This window comes from Devosia riboflavina (genome assembly GCF_000743575.1).
GTDB lineage: Bacteria > Pseudomonadota > Alphaproteobacteria > Rhizobiales > Devosiaceae > Devosia > Devosia riboflavina.
On record NZ_JQGC01000012.1, the window covers coordinates 74,270 to 92,014 of the forward strand.

A 17,745-nucleotide genomic window follows, 5' to 3' on the forward strand; every position below is an offset into this window, starting at 1 on the left:
CGTGTCAGGATCGAGGGCGACCGCTCCGTTTAAGCCGTGACTTGAGTAGGCACCCGTTTCCCTTTCGCCTCACCCCGCGCAGCAGGACAGTTTTTTCACATCCCTGTCGAAGGTCTGAGCCGCAAGCTTCAAACCTTCGACAGTCGTCAGATATGGAAAGATCGTCTCCGAGAGATCATCGATCGTCAGGCCGCAGCGGATGGCCAAGGCTGCCGTCTGAATGCTGTCAGCACCCTCTGGTGCAAGGATGTGAGCGCCAAGGAGTTTCCGGGTTGACCCGTCGGCGACCAGCTTGATCAGGCCGCGCGTGTCGCGCGCCGCCAGCGCCCGCGGCACATTGTCGAGGGAAAGGACGGAGGTGCGAACCGAATGTCCGGCAGCCCGCGCCTGCGCTTCGGTCATGCCGACGCTCGCCACCTGCGGATCGGTAAAGACCACGGCGGGCATTGCGGTGTTGTCGTAACTCAGGCTGTTGCCGTTCAATGCGTTCTTGGCGGCGAGCTTTGCGCCATAGGCGGCCATGTAGACGAACTGATCTTTTCCGGTTACATCGCCGGCGGCATAGACGCCCGCCTTCGAGGTGCGCATGCGATCATCAACGATGATGGCCCCGGCCGGTGTCAGGTCTATACCGGTTTCAGCAAGCCCAAGGGCTTCAGTGTTCGAGCGGCGTCCCGTCGCCACAAGAATCCGCTCGGCAGTCAAGATTTCCGGACGTCCGTCCCGCGCGATGGCGAGGGCAACACCACCATCATCGGTCTTGCGGGCGGACTCGTAGGTAATGCCGCTGACGATTTTAATCCCCTCATCGGCCAGATAGGTGGCAAGCGCAGCGCCGATTTCGGGTTCAGCCTCCGGCAGAAGCCGGCTGCGGAACACGAGTGTCACTTCGACACCGGCCCGTGCGAAAGTCTGGGCAAGCTCCACGCCGATGTAGCCGCCGCCAAGCACTATCATCGAGCGTGGCAGCTCGGTCAGGGCGAGCGCTGTCGTGCTGTCGAGCGGCGATACGTCAGCGATCCCCGGAATCCCCGGCAACGCCGGACGCGCACCGGTGGTGATGATAATTCGCTCGGAGCCGATGTGCTGGCCCGCGACCTGGACACCGCCGTCAACGAGGCGGGCCGGACCTTCGTGGTAGACCACATTGTTGTACTCCGGCAGCAGATCAGCGTATTTCGCCTGTCGCAGACCGGCAACCAAAGCGTCTTTCTGGGCGATCTGAGCGGCCCAATCAACCACGCGCGCGCCGCTTTCGATCCCATCAAACCGGGCAGCCGCATCGTTGGCGTGACGTACAGCCTCCGTGGCCCGGATCAGGGCTTTCGAGGGCACGCAGCCGATGTTGACGCATGTACCGCCGATCGTGCCATGCCCGACAAGAGCCACTTGGGCGCCTAGTTCGGCGGCCGTGATCGCGGCGGAGAAACCGGCCGAGCCAGCTCCGACGACCACAAGATCATAACGGCCGTTGCCTTTGTTGGAAGTTGGAACGTCGCAAGCTTCACACATTCAATTCACCTTTGTTGTCTTGTTATTCATCGAGCAGCAATTGGCATCCGCCGATGAGGCGGAACGCCGACGCCGGTAAAGATAAAGTGCGGACGCCCCAATCGCGGCGAGAGCGATCGGGATCAGCACATAGCCGGCCGCTGCGAACCATGCGGAAAAGCCAAAAGAGCCAGCGGCGACCAAAAGAAATGGCGCGGCGCAACAGATGACGGCGAGAAACCCGACTCCGCCAAGGCCGATGAACTTTCCATCTGTCATGCTGAACCTCCTTACTGCGAAACGCCGGACGGATAGCCAGCATTGGTGGTTGCGGTGATCAGCGCGGCGACATTCGTCTGGCTGTCGTCAAAGCGCACCTTCGCGATCGCCGCGCCGGTCGCCTCCGATACATCAACATCGAGCACGCCTGGAACGTTGCTGAGCGCCCGCTTCACAATCGGGCCGCAGAGTTCGCAGGTGGCATTGGCAACATTCAAGGTTACGGTCTGCTCGGCGGCAAAAGCGTGACCACCCGTCAGCAGGGACGCAGTAAGGGCAATGAGGGGCAGGATTTTCATGAGATTCTCCTTGGGATTAAGCATCGAGGACAAGGCGGGCGGCGTAGGGAAAGCCCACGGCGATAATGATCAAGACAGTTGCGACCCAAAGGCCGATCTTGGCGTTCCGATGGGATGATGGACGCGCGCAGTAGGAACCCTCGGCGCATTCAGCCGCCTTCGGCCTGCGATAGACGAGATAGAAACCGTAGCCGAGGCAGGCGAGCGCGATCGTGATAAACACAGGCTGGTAGGGTTCGAACGCGGTCAAATTGCCGATCCACGCGCCGCTGATGCCAGCGAAGAACAAGGCAAAGGGCAGCACGCAACAGGTTGCTGCGCCCAGTGCCGCAACGATGCCGCCGACCGACAGCAATGCTGCCCGATCAAAACCCTTTTCGGCTGGCTCTGTGACTGTATTTGCCAGCGTCCGTGTTTCATCCTGCATCATCGTTCACATGCTCCCGCAATTGATCTATCGTGACCCTAGTGCCTGTAGCGACTACAGGGTCAAGCGAGAAATTTTCACGGATTTGTGCGAGCTATGTGATGACACAGAATGATGAATTTTCGATCGGCGTGCTGTCCGAGCGCAGCGGCGTCAACATAGAGACGATCCGCTATTACGAGAAAATCGGCGTCATGCCGAAGCCCGCCCGCAGCGCAGCGGGTTATCGTATCTACACAACTGAACACGCAAGGCGGCTGCATTTCGTGCGGCGCGGCCGTGAACTCGGCTTCAGCCTGGACGAGTTGCGCGGCCTGCTTCGCCTGGTCGATGGGCATACCTACACCTGCCGGGAGGTCCATGCGCTCACCATCGAACATTTGAAAGATATCCGTCAGAAAATCGCCGATCTGCGGCGTCTGGAGCGGGCCATGTCGAATATGGCGGCGCAATGCACCGGCGATCAGGTTCCAGAATGTCCGGTCATAGATGCCCTTTTTGAAATGCGGTCAATCAAGCGTTCCCGCTCCGTTCAGGCTTAGCGTACGATTTCGAGCAGCTCTTGTTCTGACCCCAGCTCGTGAACTGCGTCGCCGCTCCGTGAAATCATGAAAAATGATATCCATTTCTGAATTTGAATACCCTACGCCACATTCTCATGAAAAACGCTATCCACAGCCGAGCGGAGCGACCAGGAAGGTGAGGCAGGCCTGACTGGAAACTAACCCTGCCGACCGTCGCCGGTCTCACCAGAGAACCCCTCGATCTTGACGCCCAATGGCATCACCGATGGTGGATCGTTGTTCTCGATGACGTAGATTTGGCCGAGCTCGCCGAGGCCGGCGAGGTGCTTGTAGAACGCCTCGTCGAGCGCGGTGCCGGCGATGACCTTCTCATCGGCTTCGAGTTCGCCATGCCGCTTGTAGTGAAGCGGTTTTCGGTAGGTGACCAGGGAGCCCAACACCACGAAGACCGGATGGGGCATGGGACAGGCCGGGTCTTCCCCTGTCACGCTACAGGGCAACCTCGTTGAGTCGATCACCCCGGGCACGCGCCTTCGGGGTCGAGCGGCGGTCCCCCGGTGCCATAGCGGTTGAAGACGTAGCGCTTCTCGCAAACGTCGGCCGCCGGCAGCTGTAGTGTCTGGTCGAACAAGTCGGTGCCCTCATTGAGGATCGGTGGCTAGATGCCCCTTCACCGCCGTTCGACCCTCGTTGACCTGCCAGACGTGGGGACTGGAATAGGGGGCCAGTGTTGGACCCGTCCCCCGCCTCAAGGTTTGGAAAACTCGGTGGCAACTCGGCCAGGAATGGGGCCGGCGTCCTGCCCTGTTCAATGCCGAGGGGGAGCCGGCATTCGCGTGTCCCCCCAGATTGTTTTTGGGCCGGAGCTGCCCGCTCCGGCCCAAATTGCTTACTGGTTTGATCCGCCGTAGACGATGCCGTTCGGGCGATCACCGACCGGGACAGTCTTGACGACGTCCTGGCTCGCCACGTCGATGATCGACACAGTGTCGTCGGCAATGTTGGTCACGAACACGAATGCCCCGTCAGCCGATGCCGAGACGCCGTGTGCCCCGTCTCCCGTGGTGATCGTCTTGAGCACCTGTCCAGTTGCGGTCTCGATTACGGAAACCGTGTCGTTCGGCTCCGCCTCGGAGCCCTGGTTGGCCACATAGACGTAGGCTCCATCGGCGGTGGCGAACATCTGGATCGGGTTCGGCCCGACGTCGATCCTGTTCGTCACCTCGTGCGATGCAGTGTCGATGACGGCTACCCGGTTCTCGTCTCGAAGAGAGACGTAGACTTGATCGCCCGAGGGCGTGAACCCGACCTGAACGGGCGCTGTGCCCACCTCGATGCGGGCAAGCTCCGTCAGGTCCTGGGTGTCGATGACGGACACCGAGCCGTCCTCGACATTGGCCACATAGAGCTCGCTCTCATCCGGGCTGAGGCGCATCCCGTGCGGGTAGGCTCCGGTCGCTATGCGCTCGATCACCGAAGCCGCTGCGAGATCAACGACCGCAATCTCGTTCCCGCCGGACACGGAAACATAGGCACGCCCCTGGCGGTCGGCGACGACATGCGCCGGATGCGCTCCGACTTCTACGGTGGCGACAGGTTGCGATAGTCGCTGTGGATCGAGCACCACCAGAACTCCTCGGCCAGCTTCGGCCTCGGCGTGTGCGTCGTCAGCCGATCCGTGAGCGTGATCGGAGGCAGGGCTCCCGACCGCGAGCAGCAGGTTCCCGCCCGGCGTCAGATCGACATTATGCGGCGACACCCCGATCTGAACGGTTTCCACCGAACCGGTGCCGAGGTCGATGGCGGTGATCGAATTGCCGCCCTCGTTGGCAGAGTAGACGGTTCCGCCTGTCTGGAGGAAACCGGCAAGATCCGGGCTGGCATTCGCCTGCAGCCATGCCTGCATTTCGGCGATCTCACGCTTCTGTGCTTCGATGATCTGCGCCGCCCACTCTCCCGTTTGCGGGTCATCGCCGTATTGCTGCACGATCTTCGCCATGTCGATCGCACCCTGATGGTGCGGAATCATGCCCCGCACGAAAGCGACGTCCGGGTCTTCGGCCATGACGCCCTCCATCATCGGCCCGTGCATTTCGTCCATCGCATCCACATAGGCTTTGGTGAAATTTGTCGCGTCGGGGTCGGAAGGAGACATGGGAGCAGGAGCCCGATCCTCCTGCGCCTGCAGCGGTCCGGGTCGGTGGGCGTCATGCTCTGCCTGCTGGGCCAGAGCCGCGCCGGAGACGCCCATCAGGAGAGTGGCGGAGAGGGCAATTACTGTTCGGTACATCATTGTGCATCCTTTGGCGCCGGAGAAACCGCGTCACATCCTCGGACGTGCGGTTTCCGGCTTCGTCTGATTGTCGGTTGCTGGAGCAGCCGGGAACGAACGGCTCCCGGCCGTGCTTCACTATGCAATCGACGTCAGACGCGGTGGCCTCAGGATGCCTGAAGGATTTCGGCCCAGGTCGCTGGGCTGAATGCGAAGGGGCGGCTCCCCGTCCAGTGTTGGCAATGCCGGCAGCGGATCGGGAAGCAGGGCAAGAAAGGTGCAGACCTGTCCGCAATCGCGATCCGGCGCCGCTTCAGGGTGACAGCATGGTTCGTCCGCAACCTCGCTGCGGTCGTCGGAATGCGAATAGGCGTCCTGCTGCGCACTGGCAACGGCCTGATCCTGGTGCGTGGCATGCGTGCTTGAGCTGGCATGTGCCGTTCCCAGGACAGCGAAAGCGCTGAAGACGAGCAGCAGCAGTCCGGTCATGAACTGGCGCAGCCAGTCATTTCTCGACCAGAACGTTGCAGTCGAGCTCCTGCTCATGGCGTGGCTTTCTTCACGCACCCGATGACATCCATGTGCCCGCCAGCATCCGGCGGCCTCAGGCAGCCTGAGCTACTGACAGGGGCAGGTTCTGCCCCGCAGTCCCCGCTCCGGATCAAACTGGTGTCAAACGGGTGAATCATGAACAGCTTCAGATCTCCTGCGCGCTGCGGAAACGCCCGAAGACCTTCTGGTCGGCGGGAGCGAACAGAAATACCTCGTAGGGCTCGGCAGTCACGCCCGGGAAGTCCATGCCGGGCGACCCGGCTGGCATTCCAGGAACCGCGAGGCCCGTGGCCGCCGGACGCTCGGTCAGGAGACGCCGGATTGCCGCGGCTGGAACGTGGCCTTCGACGACATAGCCGTCCACTTCCGCCGTGTGGCACGAGTAGAGGGCCGGGGGCACGCGGAGCTGCTGTTTGATGGCGTCCATGTTCTGGGATTCAACGATCCGCACCGGAAAGCCCGCGGCCTCGATATGCTCGGCCCACCCCGTGCAGCAGCCGCAGCTCGGATCCTTGCTCACGGTGACGAGCGGCAGACTTGCGGCATATCCTGTCACCGGCACTGAAAGCAGAACAGATATCGAGCCAAGACCTGCCACGAAGGCTCTCCGGCTGATGGCATGGTCATTTCGCATCTTTTGTCCTCACAGCCACGGCCGACGATCTCAGCGGAAGAATGCGCAGCTGATCAGGGCCGTGCATGGCGGGCTTCCTGTTGGCACCGACTGGCAGATACTACCACAGCTGCCGCCGCAGAATTTGATGCAGCGCAAGGAAGAGATACGTTGCTCGAGGTTCCAGCCTCCTGAAGCGTATCGGTCAGCTCGATCTCCTACAATTTGGTGGCGCGTAGCCGCGAGGCGTTGGCAATGACGCTCACCGATGACAACGCCATCGCTGCCGCGGCGATGATCGGCGAGAGGAGAATGCCGAAGAACGGGTAGAGGACCCCAGCCGCCACCGGTACGCCCAACGCATTGTAGATGAAGGCGAAGAACAGGTTCTGCCGGATGTTGCCCATCACCGCCTGCGACAACCGCCGCGCCCGCACGATGCCAACAAGATCGCCCTTCAGCAGGGTGACGCCCGCGCTCTCCATCGCAACATCGGTTCCGGTGCCCATGGCAATGCCGACATCCGCCGCTGCGAGTGCCGGCGCATCATTGACCCCGTCGCCGGCCATCGCCACGACCTCGCCGGCCGCCTTGTGCCGCTGCACGACCACGCTCTTCTGATCGGGCAGGACCTCGGCCTCCACTTCGTCGATGCCGAGCTGACGCGCGACGGCCTTCGCTGTCGTCCAGTTGTCTCCGGTGAGCATGACCACGCGAATGCCTTGTGCTTTCAGCGCCGCGAGCGCCTCCGGCGTCGATGCCTTGACCGGATCGGCGATGGCAAAGATCGCCGCCACCTGTCCATTGATGCCCATGAAAATCGCGGTTGCTCCATCCTCGCGCAACCTGTCTGCCTGCTCGGCCAGCGGGGCGACATCGACCCCTTGTTCGGCAAGGAACTTTTCATTGCCAAGCGGGATTGTCTTGCCTTCGACCACACCAAGCGCGCCCTTGCCAGTGGGCGAGTCGAAATCTGCAACTGGTGCGATCACCAGTCCTCTCTCTTCGGCTGCACGCACGATGGCGAGCGCCAGCGGATGCTCGCTCGCCCGCTCCACGCTGGCGGCAAGGCGCAGCACCTCCTCCTCGGTGAAGCCGGACGCCGGAATGATGGCAGTCACCGCCGGCCGGCCTTCGGTGAGTGTGCCGGTCTTGTCGACGATAATCGTGTTCACCTTCTCCATATGTTCAAGCGCCTCGGCGTTCTTGATCAGGACGCCATTCTGAGCGCCGCGCCCGACGCCGACCATGATGGACATCGGCGTTGCAAGGCCGAGCGCACAAGGACAGGCGATGATGAGGACGGAAACGGCTGCGATAAGGCCGAAGGAGAAGCTCGGCTCGGGGCCCCAGATCGACCACGCGATGAAGGCGAGTACGGCGACGAAGATCACTGCAGGCACGAACCAGCCCGATACCTGGTCGGCGAGGCGCTGGATGGGTGCACGGCTGCGCTGCGCCTCTGCGACGAGCTGGACGATCTGCGACAGCATGGTGTCCCGGCCCACCTTGCGTGCCTCGATCACCAACGCGCCGGACTGGTTCATTGTGCCGCCGATCGCCCTCGAACCGATCTCCTTGGTGACCGGCATGGACTCACCGGTCACCATCGACTCGTCGACGGCGCTGCGGCCCTCGAGGACTTCGCCATCCACCGGCACCTTCTCGCCGGGCCGGACCCGCAGGCGGTCACCGGCATGGACGCTGTCGAGCTGAACCTCTTCCTCGGTGCCATCATCACGAATTAGCCGGGCGGTCTTGGGCGCAAGATCAAGCAGCGCCCGGATCGCGCCACTGGTGCTCTCGCGGGCACGCAGCTCCAGTACTTGCCCGAGCAGCACCAGCACCGTAATAACCGCAGCCGCTTCAAAGTAGACCGCGACTGAGCCATCCGGCTGGCGGAAGGCATCCGGGAAGATGCCCGGCGCCAGCGTCGCCACGATGCTATAGACCCACGCCGCGCCCGTCCCCATCGCAATCAGGGTGAACATGTTGAGGTTGCGCGTGACCAGCGATTGCCAGCCGCGCTGGAAGAAGGGCCATCCCGCCCAGAGCACCACCGGCGTGGCGAAGAGCAGCTGGACCCAGTTCGAGTCGCGTTGGCTGATGAGGTGGTCGAGGCCGATCAGGTGGCCGCCCATCTCGAGCATGAACACTGGAATCGTCAGCGCCAGCCCAATCCAGAAGCGCCGCCGCATGTCGATCAGTTCCAGATTGGGCTCAGCTTCGAGGCTGACCAGCACCGGCTCCAACCCCATCCCGCAGATGGGGCACGAACCCGGGCCGATCTGCCGGATCTCCGGATGCATGGGGCAAGTGTAGACCGTCCCCTCGGGAACGGGCTCCGCCTTGGCCGCAGCGACGGCCGGGTCGAGGTAACGTTCCGGGTCGGCCATGAACTTCGAGCGGCATCCCGCCGAGCAGAAGTAATATGGTCGGCCCGCGTGCTCGGCCTTGTGCTGCGTTGTGTGGGGATCGACCATCATGCCGCAGACCGGGTCCTTCACCCGATGCGCTGTGTCGGCCGGGGCCGCCTCCGTGACATGTGGGTGCTCCGGCCCGTGATGGTGACCCAAGTGGTCGGGGCCGTGTTCGTGATGATGCCCCGCCCGGTGATGCTCGCGGCCACCGCTACCTGAGTCATTCTCCTTTGAGGCACCCAGGGAGAGACGGTGTTGGTCTTTGCTCGTGCTGGCCATATTTACCTCGTCCGGGAAGTGCTCGAGAATCGTCGTTGTCCAGCGTGCGCCTTCCCACTGTTGGAAGGTCAAGAGACAATCGCCAGACGCGTGTCCGCGACTATGGGCTGGGATCGACACAAATACCACCGAGCGAAGGCTACGAGCTACTGTGACAAGGAGAGGAAGATGCTCTTGGTCGAGACGGCCTTCATTCCTGAGTATGCCACCTCTCCGCACCTCGAGATGGTAGTCTTGGACATGAGCTATCCGCGGATCGTCCTGACGTCGCATCCCGCCAAGGATACACAATCGCATCGGGCGTATCGTGCCCTGTCGGAACCAACTGCGACCGCATCGATCCCGTGCTCGGCCAAATGAACGGCAGCACCTGCCTGATGCATGGACAGCATCAGTGCGAGCAGCGTGAACACAACGGCAATAGCCAACGATGGATTGAGATGTTCATCTGCGGCTCCCCACTGGAGTTCCAAGCCACCAGTGTCCTGCCGTCGATATTGCGATACTTGCCGGTTTGGTCCCAATCCCAATCGAAGCTCACGGTCTCGCCGCTATAAACGAACTTGCCGGACCATGGCGCCAGAAACGAATATTTCTCGCCGGCGATGGTGATGACATGTTGATGCCAGGCGCGCTTATTGCCGCCTCGGCTGGGAGGACGCGACTTGTCCTTCAAATAGGTCCCGTAATGCTCGACTGCCGCTCTCTCTATTCTCACATGCGGCCCTTCGCCATTTCCCGGCGTCAACGCACTTCCTGATACGTCGTCCGCAGGAATCGTTCAGCCTTGGTGAAGGACGCCACTACGCAACGCTGCAGATCCTCAAACCAAACCTCGTCCTCGGCATGGGCGATCCGGTCAACGTTCAGCGTCAGGATATACTGCTGCTCCTCCTCGAACTCCGCTCGCGTGAGCAGGAATTCCAGGCTCTTGTTCAAGGTGTCCTCGTCGACATCGAAGATGTTGTCGTGCACCAGCAGGCCTGGATGCCGCACCTTGGCGAAGTCGTTCAACAGCAATGCGATGTCGTAGATGAAGACCTTTTCCCGCTCGACGCTGTGACTGCCGTCGTCGTCGATACGAAGGACAATGTCGACGACCTGCTTGTTGGCAGTGGTGCGGACATCGAAAGAAGCCTTCCGGTTGCCCTGGATGAACTGGTGGATGTCGAGGATGGTCTTCTCGACCGACTTCAGCCGGTCGCGAGCGGCTGCGATGCTTCCCTGCAGTCGCAGCCGCTCGGTTTCCTTGTCGGACCGCTTCTGCTGCTTCTCGACGGCCAGCTGATCGTAGCGCTCGAGGAATCCTTTCAACTGGCCGAGCTCGTCGCTCTTGACCTGATAGGAGGCGTAGGTCTGCCGCAGGCTGCGGAGCTGCCCTTCCTGGTCCAGAACCGCGAGTAGCTTCGAGTACCGCCGGTCGAGGTCGGACAATTGCCTGTTCAGACCCTTGAGCTCGACGTCCACCACCTTGGACTTCTCCTCGAGCAGGTGCTGCTGGAAGCGTTCGATCTTGTCCTTGAAGGAGATGACTTCAGTCAGGTCGCGCGCGACCACCGTCCCCAAGCCGGCACGCAATTCGTCGTAGAAGTGCCGGATCTCCTCGCTGTCGATCGAGGGCTTCGCCGCCACAGGGGCCAGACGCGCGGACCGTTGGGACAACACTTCCTTCCGGCGCCGAAGCGCCGCCATTTCCTCCTCGATCGCCAGCATCTCGGCCTGAACGATGTCGAAGGCAGGCGCCGTCTCGAGGGCCTCGATGGCGTCGTTGATGCTCTGCACCTCCTCGTCCAGCGCATTCAGGTCCGAACGCGCGTCGTCGATGGTCTTCTGGCGGACAAGCAGGACGTTCTCCCGGATACGGGCTTCCTCCGCACCGATCAGGTCTATCTCCTTCAGGATTTCCTTGATGAGACGGTAGATGCCTAGGTCGATGCCCAGCAGCATCAGGTGGGGAGCATAGTTCTCCGGCACCTTCAGCCGGGTGTCGAAGTAGGAAACGATGGACTTGAACTCGGAACGCTCGTCCCGGATGAGAGGGCCGAGCATCTCGCGGAAATTCACTGCTCCGGCCCCTTCGAACGGGAACATGCGTTGTGTCAGGAAGTCGGTGGCATCGTCGCGCTTTGCGAATATGATTTCCCTGCCGTCCACGATGATCCTGGGCTGCTCGGATTCCGCCAAGGATCGTTTGATGGTGTATACCTCGCCGTGCAGCCGGAAGCGGACGCAGACGAAGGTGGAAGGATCGAACGCTTCCTTCGGGATCTTCGAGACCCGGCTGTCGGACTTTTTCTTCAGCAGCGCGAAGTTGATGAACTCGATGCACAGGGACTTACCGACCCCGTTGTTCTTGGAGCTCGTATCGTCGCTTTCACCGAGTAAGACGTTCACACCGTCACCGAACTCGATGGGCTCGATCGTTGCCGGCTCTGTGTAGAGGAGCTCAATCCGCATCGAGTGCTACCAGGTAGGGTTCCTCGAACTCGAGCAGTCCGACCGCGTAAAGGAAGATCAGGCCATAGAAGAAGGCCGTGGAGGTGAACCAGCGCTCCCGCTTGAAGTGGTCGACGACGTCGAAGATGCTGACCCGCCCCTTGCCGGCGGTACGGACGTAACGGATGACCTCGAACCCGACGATCGCCGGGGCCCTGTCCAACGGTTCATCCTTGAGGAACAGGTTAGGCATGGGCAGCGGTCTTGTTGGGGAACACGTTGCAACGGATCAACTGGTCGATGAGGTAGAAGCGGACCGCGCTCTCGTCGAACCCCGCAGTCCCGTCCCCCATCTTCTCCATGATCCGCATCACCATCGTCTCCAAGGCCTGTTCGGGATTGCCGACGCATTCCTGCAGGACCCGGTCGCTCCAGTTCGTCAGGTATATCTGGAGCTTCAGCATGCGACCATGACCGATGTCGGACTGGCCGGAGACCTCGGCCAGGGTGGCTCCATAGAGGGCATGAAGGTCGGTGAACTGCCGCTTCAGGAAATCGGCGTGGTCGGCGAAGCGGGCGTTGATCTTTCCTTCCGGGTCCGGATCGACCCGAATGTCCCCAGCGACCGCCTCGATCTCGGATTCGCTCAACACCTCGATGAGGCGCAGCAGCGTGAGTACCTCGTTCGCTTCACGCGGTTGCCGGGTCGATATACCCGCCTTCAGGTAGTCGAAGCACTGGACGAGTTTCTCGGGCGGCAGGTCGTCGATCCGTGCGAGGAGCTCATCGAGACCCCAGACATCATCCTTGATCGACATGGCGAACACGTCACCACCGCCCAAGCTGTCCTGCCTGTATGTCTTCTTCTCGCCTATGACCAGCACCACCAGTCGGTCGTACTTGGCGTCCAGTCCACCCGCCACGAAACCGGAGTGAGTGTGCTTGATCTTGGGCATGCCGGCGGTCGAAGTCACCTGGATGGCGATGCGGGCGTCCTCATCGCCGAGGTCGATCGCCCGGGCATTTTTCTCCACGATATTGATGTTCTTCAGCTCGTATCCGAAAGCCAGGTTCAGGAAGTCACGGAAGAAGTTCTCGGAAACGACGTTGATGTCTTGGTGGTTGAGGCTGTTGTGAAGCTCCACGGACACCCTGAGGATGGATAGGTAGTGGATTATGCCGTCGAGGAGCGACTTGCGGTTCATGCAGGAACGTCTCCTTGATCGTTACCGGGATCGGCGGCGAATCTTGCCATCAGCCAAAACGCACTTCGCCATATGCTCTACGGGCCGGTGAACCAATGCAACCGGTCGTTGACATCCTCCAGTCCCACCCCTGCGGCCAGCCCCGCCCCGGGACGAACGTTCGGGACTTTCTAGAACCGCGGGGGTGTCCGCGACCTCTTGAATGCCCCCTGCTGGCGCTGGTGATCGAGGTGGTCGACCAGCCGGGTGATCTCGTGCCGAAGCCGGTCCTGATCCGTCTCTTCATCCTGCGCGATCTCGATAAGCATGCTCGCGAGGACGCCGGCGCCGCCGAAGTTCCGACCCCTGCCATTCGGTCTCTGGGTCCGACGCTTGTTGCCGTCGACCTCCACCGGGCCGAGGACGTCGGCGATGCGGATCATGGCGTTCCTGATACGCGTGCTGCTGGCGCCGGTCTGCTGCTTGAGCGCAGTGGTGGGAAAGACGGCCTCGTCTCCGTGGACCAGTGCCCCCAGACGAGCCAAGACCAAAAGGTCTCCCAAAGTTACATCCGGCTCGAAAGCCACTCGACGAGGCATCCCATCTCTCCGAAGGTGCCTCGTCATTGTGCATTCGGCATCTTGCGAAAGGGTTTACCCCAAGTTGCCATCAATCGGGACATAGTGATGGTTACAACACCTCTAATGACGTCGACTCGATATCATCGGACCTGAATTGGCGGCTAATTGCCATCGCAACTCTATTTGTGACCTCGTTCCACCATGAAAGCCACTGGTTGGTGGTTATCACCCATCATTCCAGGCGGGAAAGCCTTGATCCCCCATCATAATGGTGGCGATCATGGGCAAGGCTGCAGCGACGGCTGTCGGATCAGCGTCCACTCTCCTCTTACCATCCTCGTCCGCAGGGCTATTGACCTTCCAATGATGGGAAGGTGCAGAAAGGAAGCACGACAGCAATTCGACAAGGAGCAAACCTATGTCCACCGTGGTGGCCAACGCCGGCAAGAAGGCGGTTATCCATCGTATGGTGATGCCGAGCCACACCTGCCCCTATGGTCTCAAAGCCGTGGATCTGCTGAAGCGGTCCGGTTACGAGGTCGAGGATCACCACCTCACCACCCGCGAAGAGACCGACGCATTCAAGACCGAGCACGACGTCAAGACGACACCTCAGGTGTTCGTCGATGGCAGGCGGATCGGCGGCTACGACGACACGCGACGTTTTCTGGGCAAGACGGTCGTGGACCCCAAGGCGACCACCTACCGCCCGGTTGCGGTGCTGTTCGCCATGACCGCCCTCACCGCCATGGCAGCGAGCTTTGCGGTGAGCGGCAACCCTCTCACCCTCCGGGCGCTGGAATGGTTCATCAGCTTCTCGATGGTGGTCCTGGCGCTGCTCAAGCTCCAGAACGTCGAGACCTTCGCGACCATGTTCCTGAACTACGACCTGCTGGCCAAGCGCTGGGTGCCCTACAGCTACATCTATCCCTATGCCGAAGGTCTTGCGGGCATCCTGATGGTGGCCGGAGCGCTGACCTGGCTTTCGGTGCCCGTTGCCCTCTTCATCGGGACGGTCGGGGCCGTTTCAGTGTTCAAGGCCGTCTACATCGACAGGCGGGAGCTCAAGTGCGCCTGCGTTGGTGGGTCGAGCAACGTGCCTCTCGGGTTCGTTTCGCTCACCGAGAACCTGATGATGATCGCAATGGCCGTCTGGATGGGACTTTCCGCTCTCGGGATCATTCCCGCCGGACACGCGATGTAACCTCACCGCACGCGACCCCCCTTGGACAACGGAGACAAACGATGAAGCACACCATTATCGCCCTTGCCGTCCTTGGCATGTCGACATTGCCGTCATTGGCGCAGGATGCACATGCCGGTCACGGCACTGCTGCCGCACCTGTCGACATGCCATCGGTGGCCCAATGGCCCGAGATCTGCCTATCCGCGGAAGCTCCTGCATCGGCACCGATGGATATGGATCACGAGATGGACCAGCCACATTCTGACCTGATGGCGGGAATGGACGAGAACAACCGGCTGATGATGCAGGCAGGCATGGTCGAGGACCTCGACGTGGCATTCGTCTGCGCCATGATCCCGCACCACCAGAGCGCCATCAACATGGCCAAGGCCGAGCTTGAACATGGCGACAATGCCTGGGCCAAGGAGATGGCGCAGAAGATCATCGACGCGCAGGAATCAGAAATTGCCGAAATGCTGGGCTGGCTCTCGGGCGAAGGCGCTTCCGAATCGGCTTGTAAAACGATCGTAACGGGTTGATCGCCATCGAACGCCGCCTCGCGAGGTAGTTGGGTTCGATGGCGGCCATTATGACTCGTCGTCGTTACCGCGGAGCAGGTTCTCAAGGTCCGAGTTCACTGCCAGGAACGCGCCATCTCGCAAGCGATCAAGCGTCAGGAGCCCGGCGCGTTCGAAGATGATCCAGATCCGGCGTTCCGCCCGGGAGAGCCAAAGCTGTATGGACAGCAAACGCCTGCTCATGAATCGGCAGTCTTCCCCGTCCAAGTCGCCGGGCCACACCCCTTCATGGAACAGGCGGTGTACGAAGTAGTCGCGCTTGTCCTTGATCCACTTCAGGTAGCTGACGTCCTCCGCCGCGATCCCGTGTTTTTCGAGCAGCTTGATGAGGGACCCCAAGGTAGAACCTTGAAGCGTGGCCCGTTTTGCCACGAACCTGTCCCACCGGTCGGCGTCTTCACCGAGCCTGTGCTGCACCTTGAGCCGGTCGCACATCTGCATGGCGCTGATCAGCATGTCCTCGAACTTGCCAACTGCCAAATAGGTACCGGCCATCTCCTGGCAATAAAGAAATCGAGCCACATCGTCCTCCGACATGGCGCCGATGATCTCGAGGAGCTGTTCCTTCGACAGATCGGGACGAAACACGGCTGCTGCTCCTCATCTTTCTGAGGCCCGTGTCAACGACTGGTCGCCGGCTTATCACTGACCTTTCGATCGCCCAGCAGGTTCGGCTTAGGGTCACGCTGTTCGATTGTATCCGATGCACGGGCAGTCTGCGCCACTGGCTTGCTCGCCGTCGATCCCGTAGCCAAGCCCGGCGACCACGATTGCCAGGGCTGCAGGATCGAATCCGGGCCCCGGCCTCACGGTCATGGTTCCTGCACTGAGGGATACACCGACATAGGCGACGCCCGGCAACACCATCACCGCGTTCTCGACGGCTGTCACGCAGCCATCGCACCCCATGCCCGCCAGCTGGAAGGTGAGCTTCTCCGGGCGGTTCATGCCTCGAAAGTGACCTTGCCGGCCATGTCGAACTCGTAGACATCGTCCCGGAAACTGACGACCCCGTTCCGGTTCGCCCACGCCGAGATGTAGGTCGTGTGGATCTCCGGAGGGTTGGTCACCTCGACGTCCTTCCGCTCGCCGGTGGCGAATACGTTGGCGACCTCACCCGGCCCCCAGTCTCCGTTGTCGCGCAGCACCCAGCCGACGAAGTCCTGCACTTGGTCGACGCGGACGCATCCTGACGAATAGAACCGGGCGTTCTCCCCGAACAGGCCTTTGGTCGGCGTGTCGTGCAGATAGACCGCATGGGGGTTGTGGAAGTTGATCTTGACGTTCCCCATCGAGTTCTGCGGACCCGGATCCTGGCGGAACCGGTAGTTCACCGCTTCCTCGGTCTGCCAGTTGATCTGGCTGGGTTGGAGCTCCTGGCCGTTGCCGTCAAGAATGCGGATCTTCTGCTCGGTAAGGTAGTTCGGGTTCTCGTTCATGTACTTGATCAAGTCCCTGCGGATGATCGAGACCGGCACGTTCCAGTACGGGTTGAAGTTGATCTGGTGGATACGGCTTTTGAGGATGGGCGTCTGCCGGTCGATGCGTCCAACCACAGCGGTGTGCCGGCGCTGCACCATCCCGCCCTCGACAACCTCGATGAAGGCCGCGGGAATGTTCACCACGACGTAGCGGTCTGCCAACGCCGACGCCATGTTCTGCACCCGTAGCAGGTTGAGACGAAGCTGGTGCAGTCGGGTCTCGGCCGGAACATTGAGGGCATACCAGGTGGCTTCGTCGACCTGTCCGCTTACCTGCAGGCCATGGCGAGCCTGGAAGCGTCGCAAGGCGGCGTCGGTCGGAGCGTCCATTGCATCGTCGACCCTGTCCACCATGGGCATGTCCGCAGAGGCGAGCAGCCGCCGCTTGAGCTGCACCACGCCATCACGGTTGACGCCCATGGTAACGCCGTAAGTTTCCTGCGGCACCTGCTCCCAGCCGCCGCGGGCGACGAAGGGCTCGTATTGGGCAATCGCCATCTGAAGGTTGTTGGCCGTGTCGTAGCTGAGGATCGGCTCGACAGTATCGATGGCTTGGATCGCGGCGGCACTGTTCGCTTCCCGCTCTGCATCTGTCAGAGTGCGGGTCTGGTTCATCATGTCCCACAGCGACTGCGCCCGGGCAGGCTGCATCATGGGCAACTTGGCAGCCGCACCCAATGGCAGCAGCCGCAGGAAATCTCTTCTCTTCATTTCTGTCTTCCGTGGCTTGGATCGTTGGCATTGCCGGTCCGGAGCCCGGACCGCGGCTTCAGCCGACACGCGGAGGACGGAAGAGACCTTTCGGCACAGTTGCGCCGGTCGCGGCAAGATCGAGATCCAGACCGTGGTCATGCCTTGCAGCATAAGGTTCGGCTGCCGCTGCCGCCACATCGGGAGCACAGAAGGCGACGGAGCAGCACCCTATGGCATGGAGCGGTTCTCCGCCGCAGCCGTCGTGATGCTGGTGATCGTAGCCCTCGACCACAGGAGGTGGATCGATGGCTGCAAAAGCCGTCGCGTTGGCCTGCACTGAAATCATCAGGATCATGGCAGCGCACAAAGCGGGCAGCAGCCCGCGGGCGAGGCGGATAATCGACATCGGTTTCACGGACGCAGCCTGGCCTGTTCAGTTGACCTGCTTAT

General features: G+C 61.4%; 21 protein-coding genes. 3 read left to right on the forward strand and 18 right to left on the reverse strand.

The genetic code is table 11. The features are described from left to right. Nucleotides 1–69: 69 nt before the first annotated feature. Genes merA through JP75_RS13525 form a run of 4 tightly spaced genes read right to left on the reverse strand, consistent with a single transcriptional unit; the run spans nt 70 to nt 2,499 of the window. Complete coding sequence (gene merA, locus JP75_RS13510) at nt 70–1,512, reverse strand: mercury(II) reductase (protein WP_003501078.1); 1,443 nt, start codon at nt 1,510–1,512, stop codon at nt 70–72. After that, nucleotides 1,513–1,770, reverse strand: coding sequence for a hypothetical protein (locus tag JP75_RS13515; protein WP_003501076.1), 258 nt, complete (start codon nt 1,768–1,770; stop codon nt 1,513–1,515). It abuts the gene before it with no gap. Nucleotides 1,771–1,781: 11 nt separating this feature from the next. Continuing rightward, a complete protein-coding gene (locus JP75_RS13520; RefSeq protein WP_010661778.1) occupies nt 1,782–2,069 on the reverse strand; it encodes a cation transporter in 288 nt (95 codons plus the stop codon). Between the two features lie 16 nt (nt 2,070–2,085). Then, nucleotides 2,086–2,499, reverse strand: coding sequence for a mercuric transporter MerT family protein (locus JP75_RS13525; protein ID WP_003501072.1), 414 nt, complete (start codon nt 2,497–2,499; stop codon nt 2,086–2,088). 98 nt (nt 2,500–2,597) lie between these two features. On the opposite strand from JP75_RS13525, the gene JP75_RS13530 reads away from it, so the two are divergent. Next, a complete protein-coding gene (locus JP75_RS13530; protein WP_023517540.1) occupies nt 2,598–3,038 on the forward strand; it encodes a MerR family transcriptional regulator in 441 nt (146 codons plus the stop codon). Between the two features lie 179 nt (nt 3,039–3,217). Here the strand turns inward: JP75_RS13530 and JP75_RS13535 are convergent, their stop codons facing one another. From JP75_RS13535 to JP75_RS13585, 10 genes are all read right to left on the reverse strand, one after another. Further along, entirely contained in the window at nt 3,218–3,481 is a 264-nt protein-coding gene (locus tag JP75_RS13535) for a hypothetical protein (RefSeq protein ID WP_035083822.1), read from the reverse strand. A gap of 428 nt (nt 3,482–3,909) precedes the next feature. Next, complete coding sequence (gene copM, locus JP75_RS13540) at nt 3,910–5,310, reverse strand: CopM family metallochaperone (protein WP_244446315.1); 1,401 nt, start codon at nt 5,308–5,310, stop codon at nt 3,910–3,912. Nucleotides 5,311–5,430: 120 nt separating this feature from the next. Then, nucleotides 5,431–5,859 carry a hypothetical protein gene (locus tag JP75_RS13545; RefSeq protein ID WP_152565841.1) on the reverse strand — a complete coding sequence of 143 codons (429 nt, stop codon included), beginning with the start codon at nt 5,857–5,859 and terminating at the stop codon, nt 5,431–5,433. Between the two features lie 130 nt (nt 5,860–5,989). Then, entirely contained in the window at nt 5,990–6,478 is a 489-nt protein-coding gene (locus JP75_RS13550; protein ID WP_035083828.1) for a DUF411 domain-containing protein, read from the reverse strand. 197 nt (nt 6,479–6,675) lie between these two features. After that, nucleotides 6,676–9,156: a heavy metal translocating P-type ATPase gene (locus JP75_RS13555; RefSeq protein WP_051960710.1), complete on the reverse strand. Its 2,481-nt coding sequence runs from the start codon at nt 9,154–9,156 to the stop codon at nt 6,676–6,678. A 391-nt stretch (nt 9,157–9,547) separates the two neighbouring features. Then, entirely contained in the window at nt 9,548–9,832 is a 285-nt protein-coding gene (locus JP75_RS25325; protein ID WP_051960688.1) for a hypothetical protein, read from the reverse strand. 68 nt (nt 9,833–9,900) lie between these two features. Next, nucleotides 9,901–11,613: a DUF2326 domain-containing protein gene (locus JP75_RS13570; RefSeq protein WP_035083831.1), complete on the reverse strand. Its 1,713-nt coding sequence runs from the start codon at nt 11,611–11,613 to the stop codon at nt 9,901–9,903. Further along, entirely contained in the window at nt 11,603–11,845 is a 243-nt protein-coding gene (locus JP75_RS13575; protein WP_035083833.1) for a hypothetical protein, read from the reverse strand. The genes JP75_RS13570 and JP75_RS13575 overlap by 11 nt, the downstream gene beginning before the upstream one ends. Continuing rightward, a complete protein-coding gene (locus tag JP75_RS13580) occupies nt 11,838–12,797 on the reverse strand; it encodes an SMEK domain-containing protein (RefSeq protein WP_035083835.1) in 960 nt (319 codons plus the stop codon). Before JP75_RS13580 ends, JP75_RS13575 begins: the two co-directional genes overlap by 8 nt. Before the next feature lie 170 nt (nt 12,798–12,967). Then, complete coding sequence (locus JP75_RS13585; RefSeq protein ID WP_035083837.1) at nt 12,968–13,375, reverse strand: hypothetical protein; 408 nt, start codon at nt 13,373–13,375, stop codon at nt 12,968–12,970. 400 nt (nt 13,376–13,775) lie between these two features. On the opposite strand from JP75_RS13585, the gene JP75_RS13595 reads away from it, so the two are divergent. Both JP75_RS13595 and JP75_RS13600 read left to right on the forward strand, forming a co-directional pair. Next, complete coding sequence (locus JP75_RS13595) at nt 13,776–14,561, forward strand: glutaredoxin family protein (protein WP_035083841.1); 786 nt, start codon at nt 13,776–13,778, stop codon at nt 14,559–14,561. A 41-nt stretch (nt 14,562–14,602) separates the two neighbouring features. Further along, nucleotides 14,603–15,082 carry a DUF305 domain-containing protein gene (locus JP75_RS13600; RefSeq protein ID WP_051960689.1) on the forward strand — a complete coding sequence of 160 codons (480 nt, stop codon included), beginning with the start codon at nt 14,603–14,605 and terminating at the stop codon, nt 15,080–15,082. Between the two features lie 48 nt (nt 15,083–15,130). Here the strand turns inward: JP75_RS13600 and JP75_RS13605 are convergent, their stop codons facing one another. From JP75_RS13605 to JP75_RS26575, 4 genes are all read right to left on the reverse strand, one after another. Beyond that, nucleotides 15,131–15,709, reverse strand: a complete 579-nt coding sequence (locus JP75_RS13605) for a hypothetical protein (protein WP_051960690.1) — start codon at nt 15,707–15,709, stop codon at nt 15,131–15,133. Nucleotides 15,710–15,802: 93 nt separating this feature from the next. Continuing rightward, nucleotides 15,803–16,069, reverse strand: coding sequence for a heavy-metal-associated domain-containing protein (locus JP75_RS13610; RefSeq protein ID WP_051960691.1), 267 nt, complete (start codon nt 16,067–16,069; stop codon nt 15,803–15,805). After that, a complete protein-coding gene (locus JP75_RS13615; RefSeq protein WP_035083842.1) occupies nt 16,066–17,313 on the reverse strand; it encodes a L,D-transpeptidase family protein in 1,248 nt (415 codons plus the stop codon). Before JP75_RS13615 ends, JP75_RS13610 begins: the two co-directional genes overlap by 4 nt. A 58-nt stretch (nt 17,314–17,371) precedes the next feature. Beyond that, nucleotides 17,372–17,701 (reverse strand): hypothetical protein, encoded by a 330-nt coding sequence (locus tag JP75_RS26575; protein ID WP_035083843.1) that lies wholly within the window; start codon nt 17,699–17,701, stop codon nt 17,372–17,374. Between the last annotated feature and the right edge of the window lie 44 nt (nt 17,702–17,745).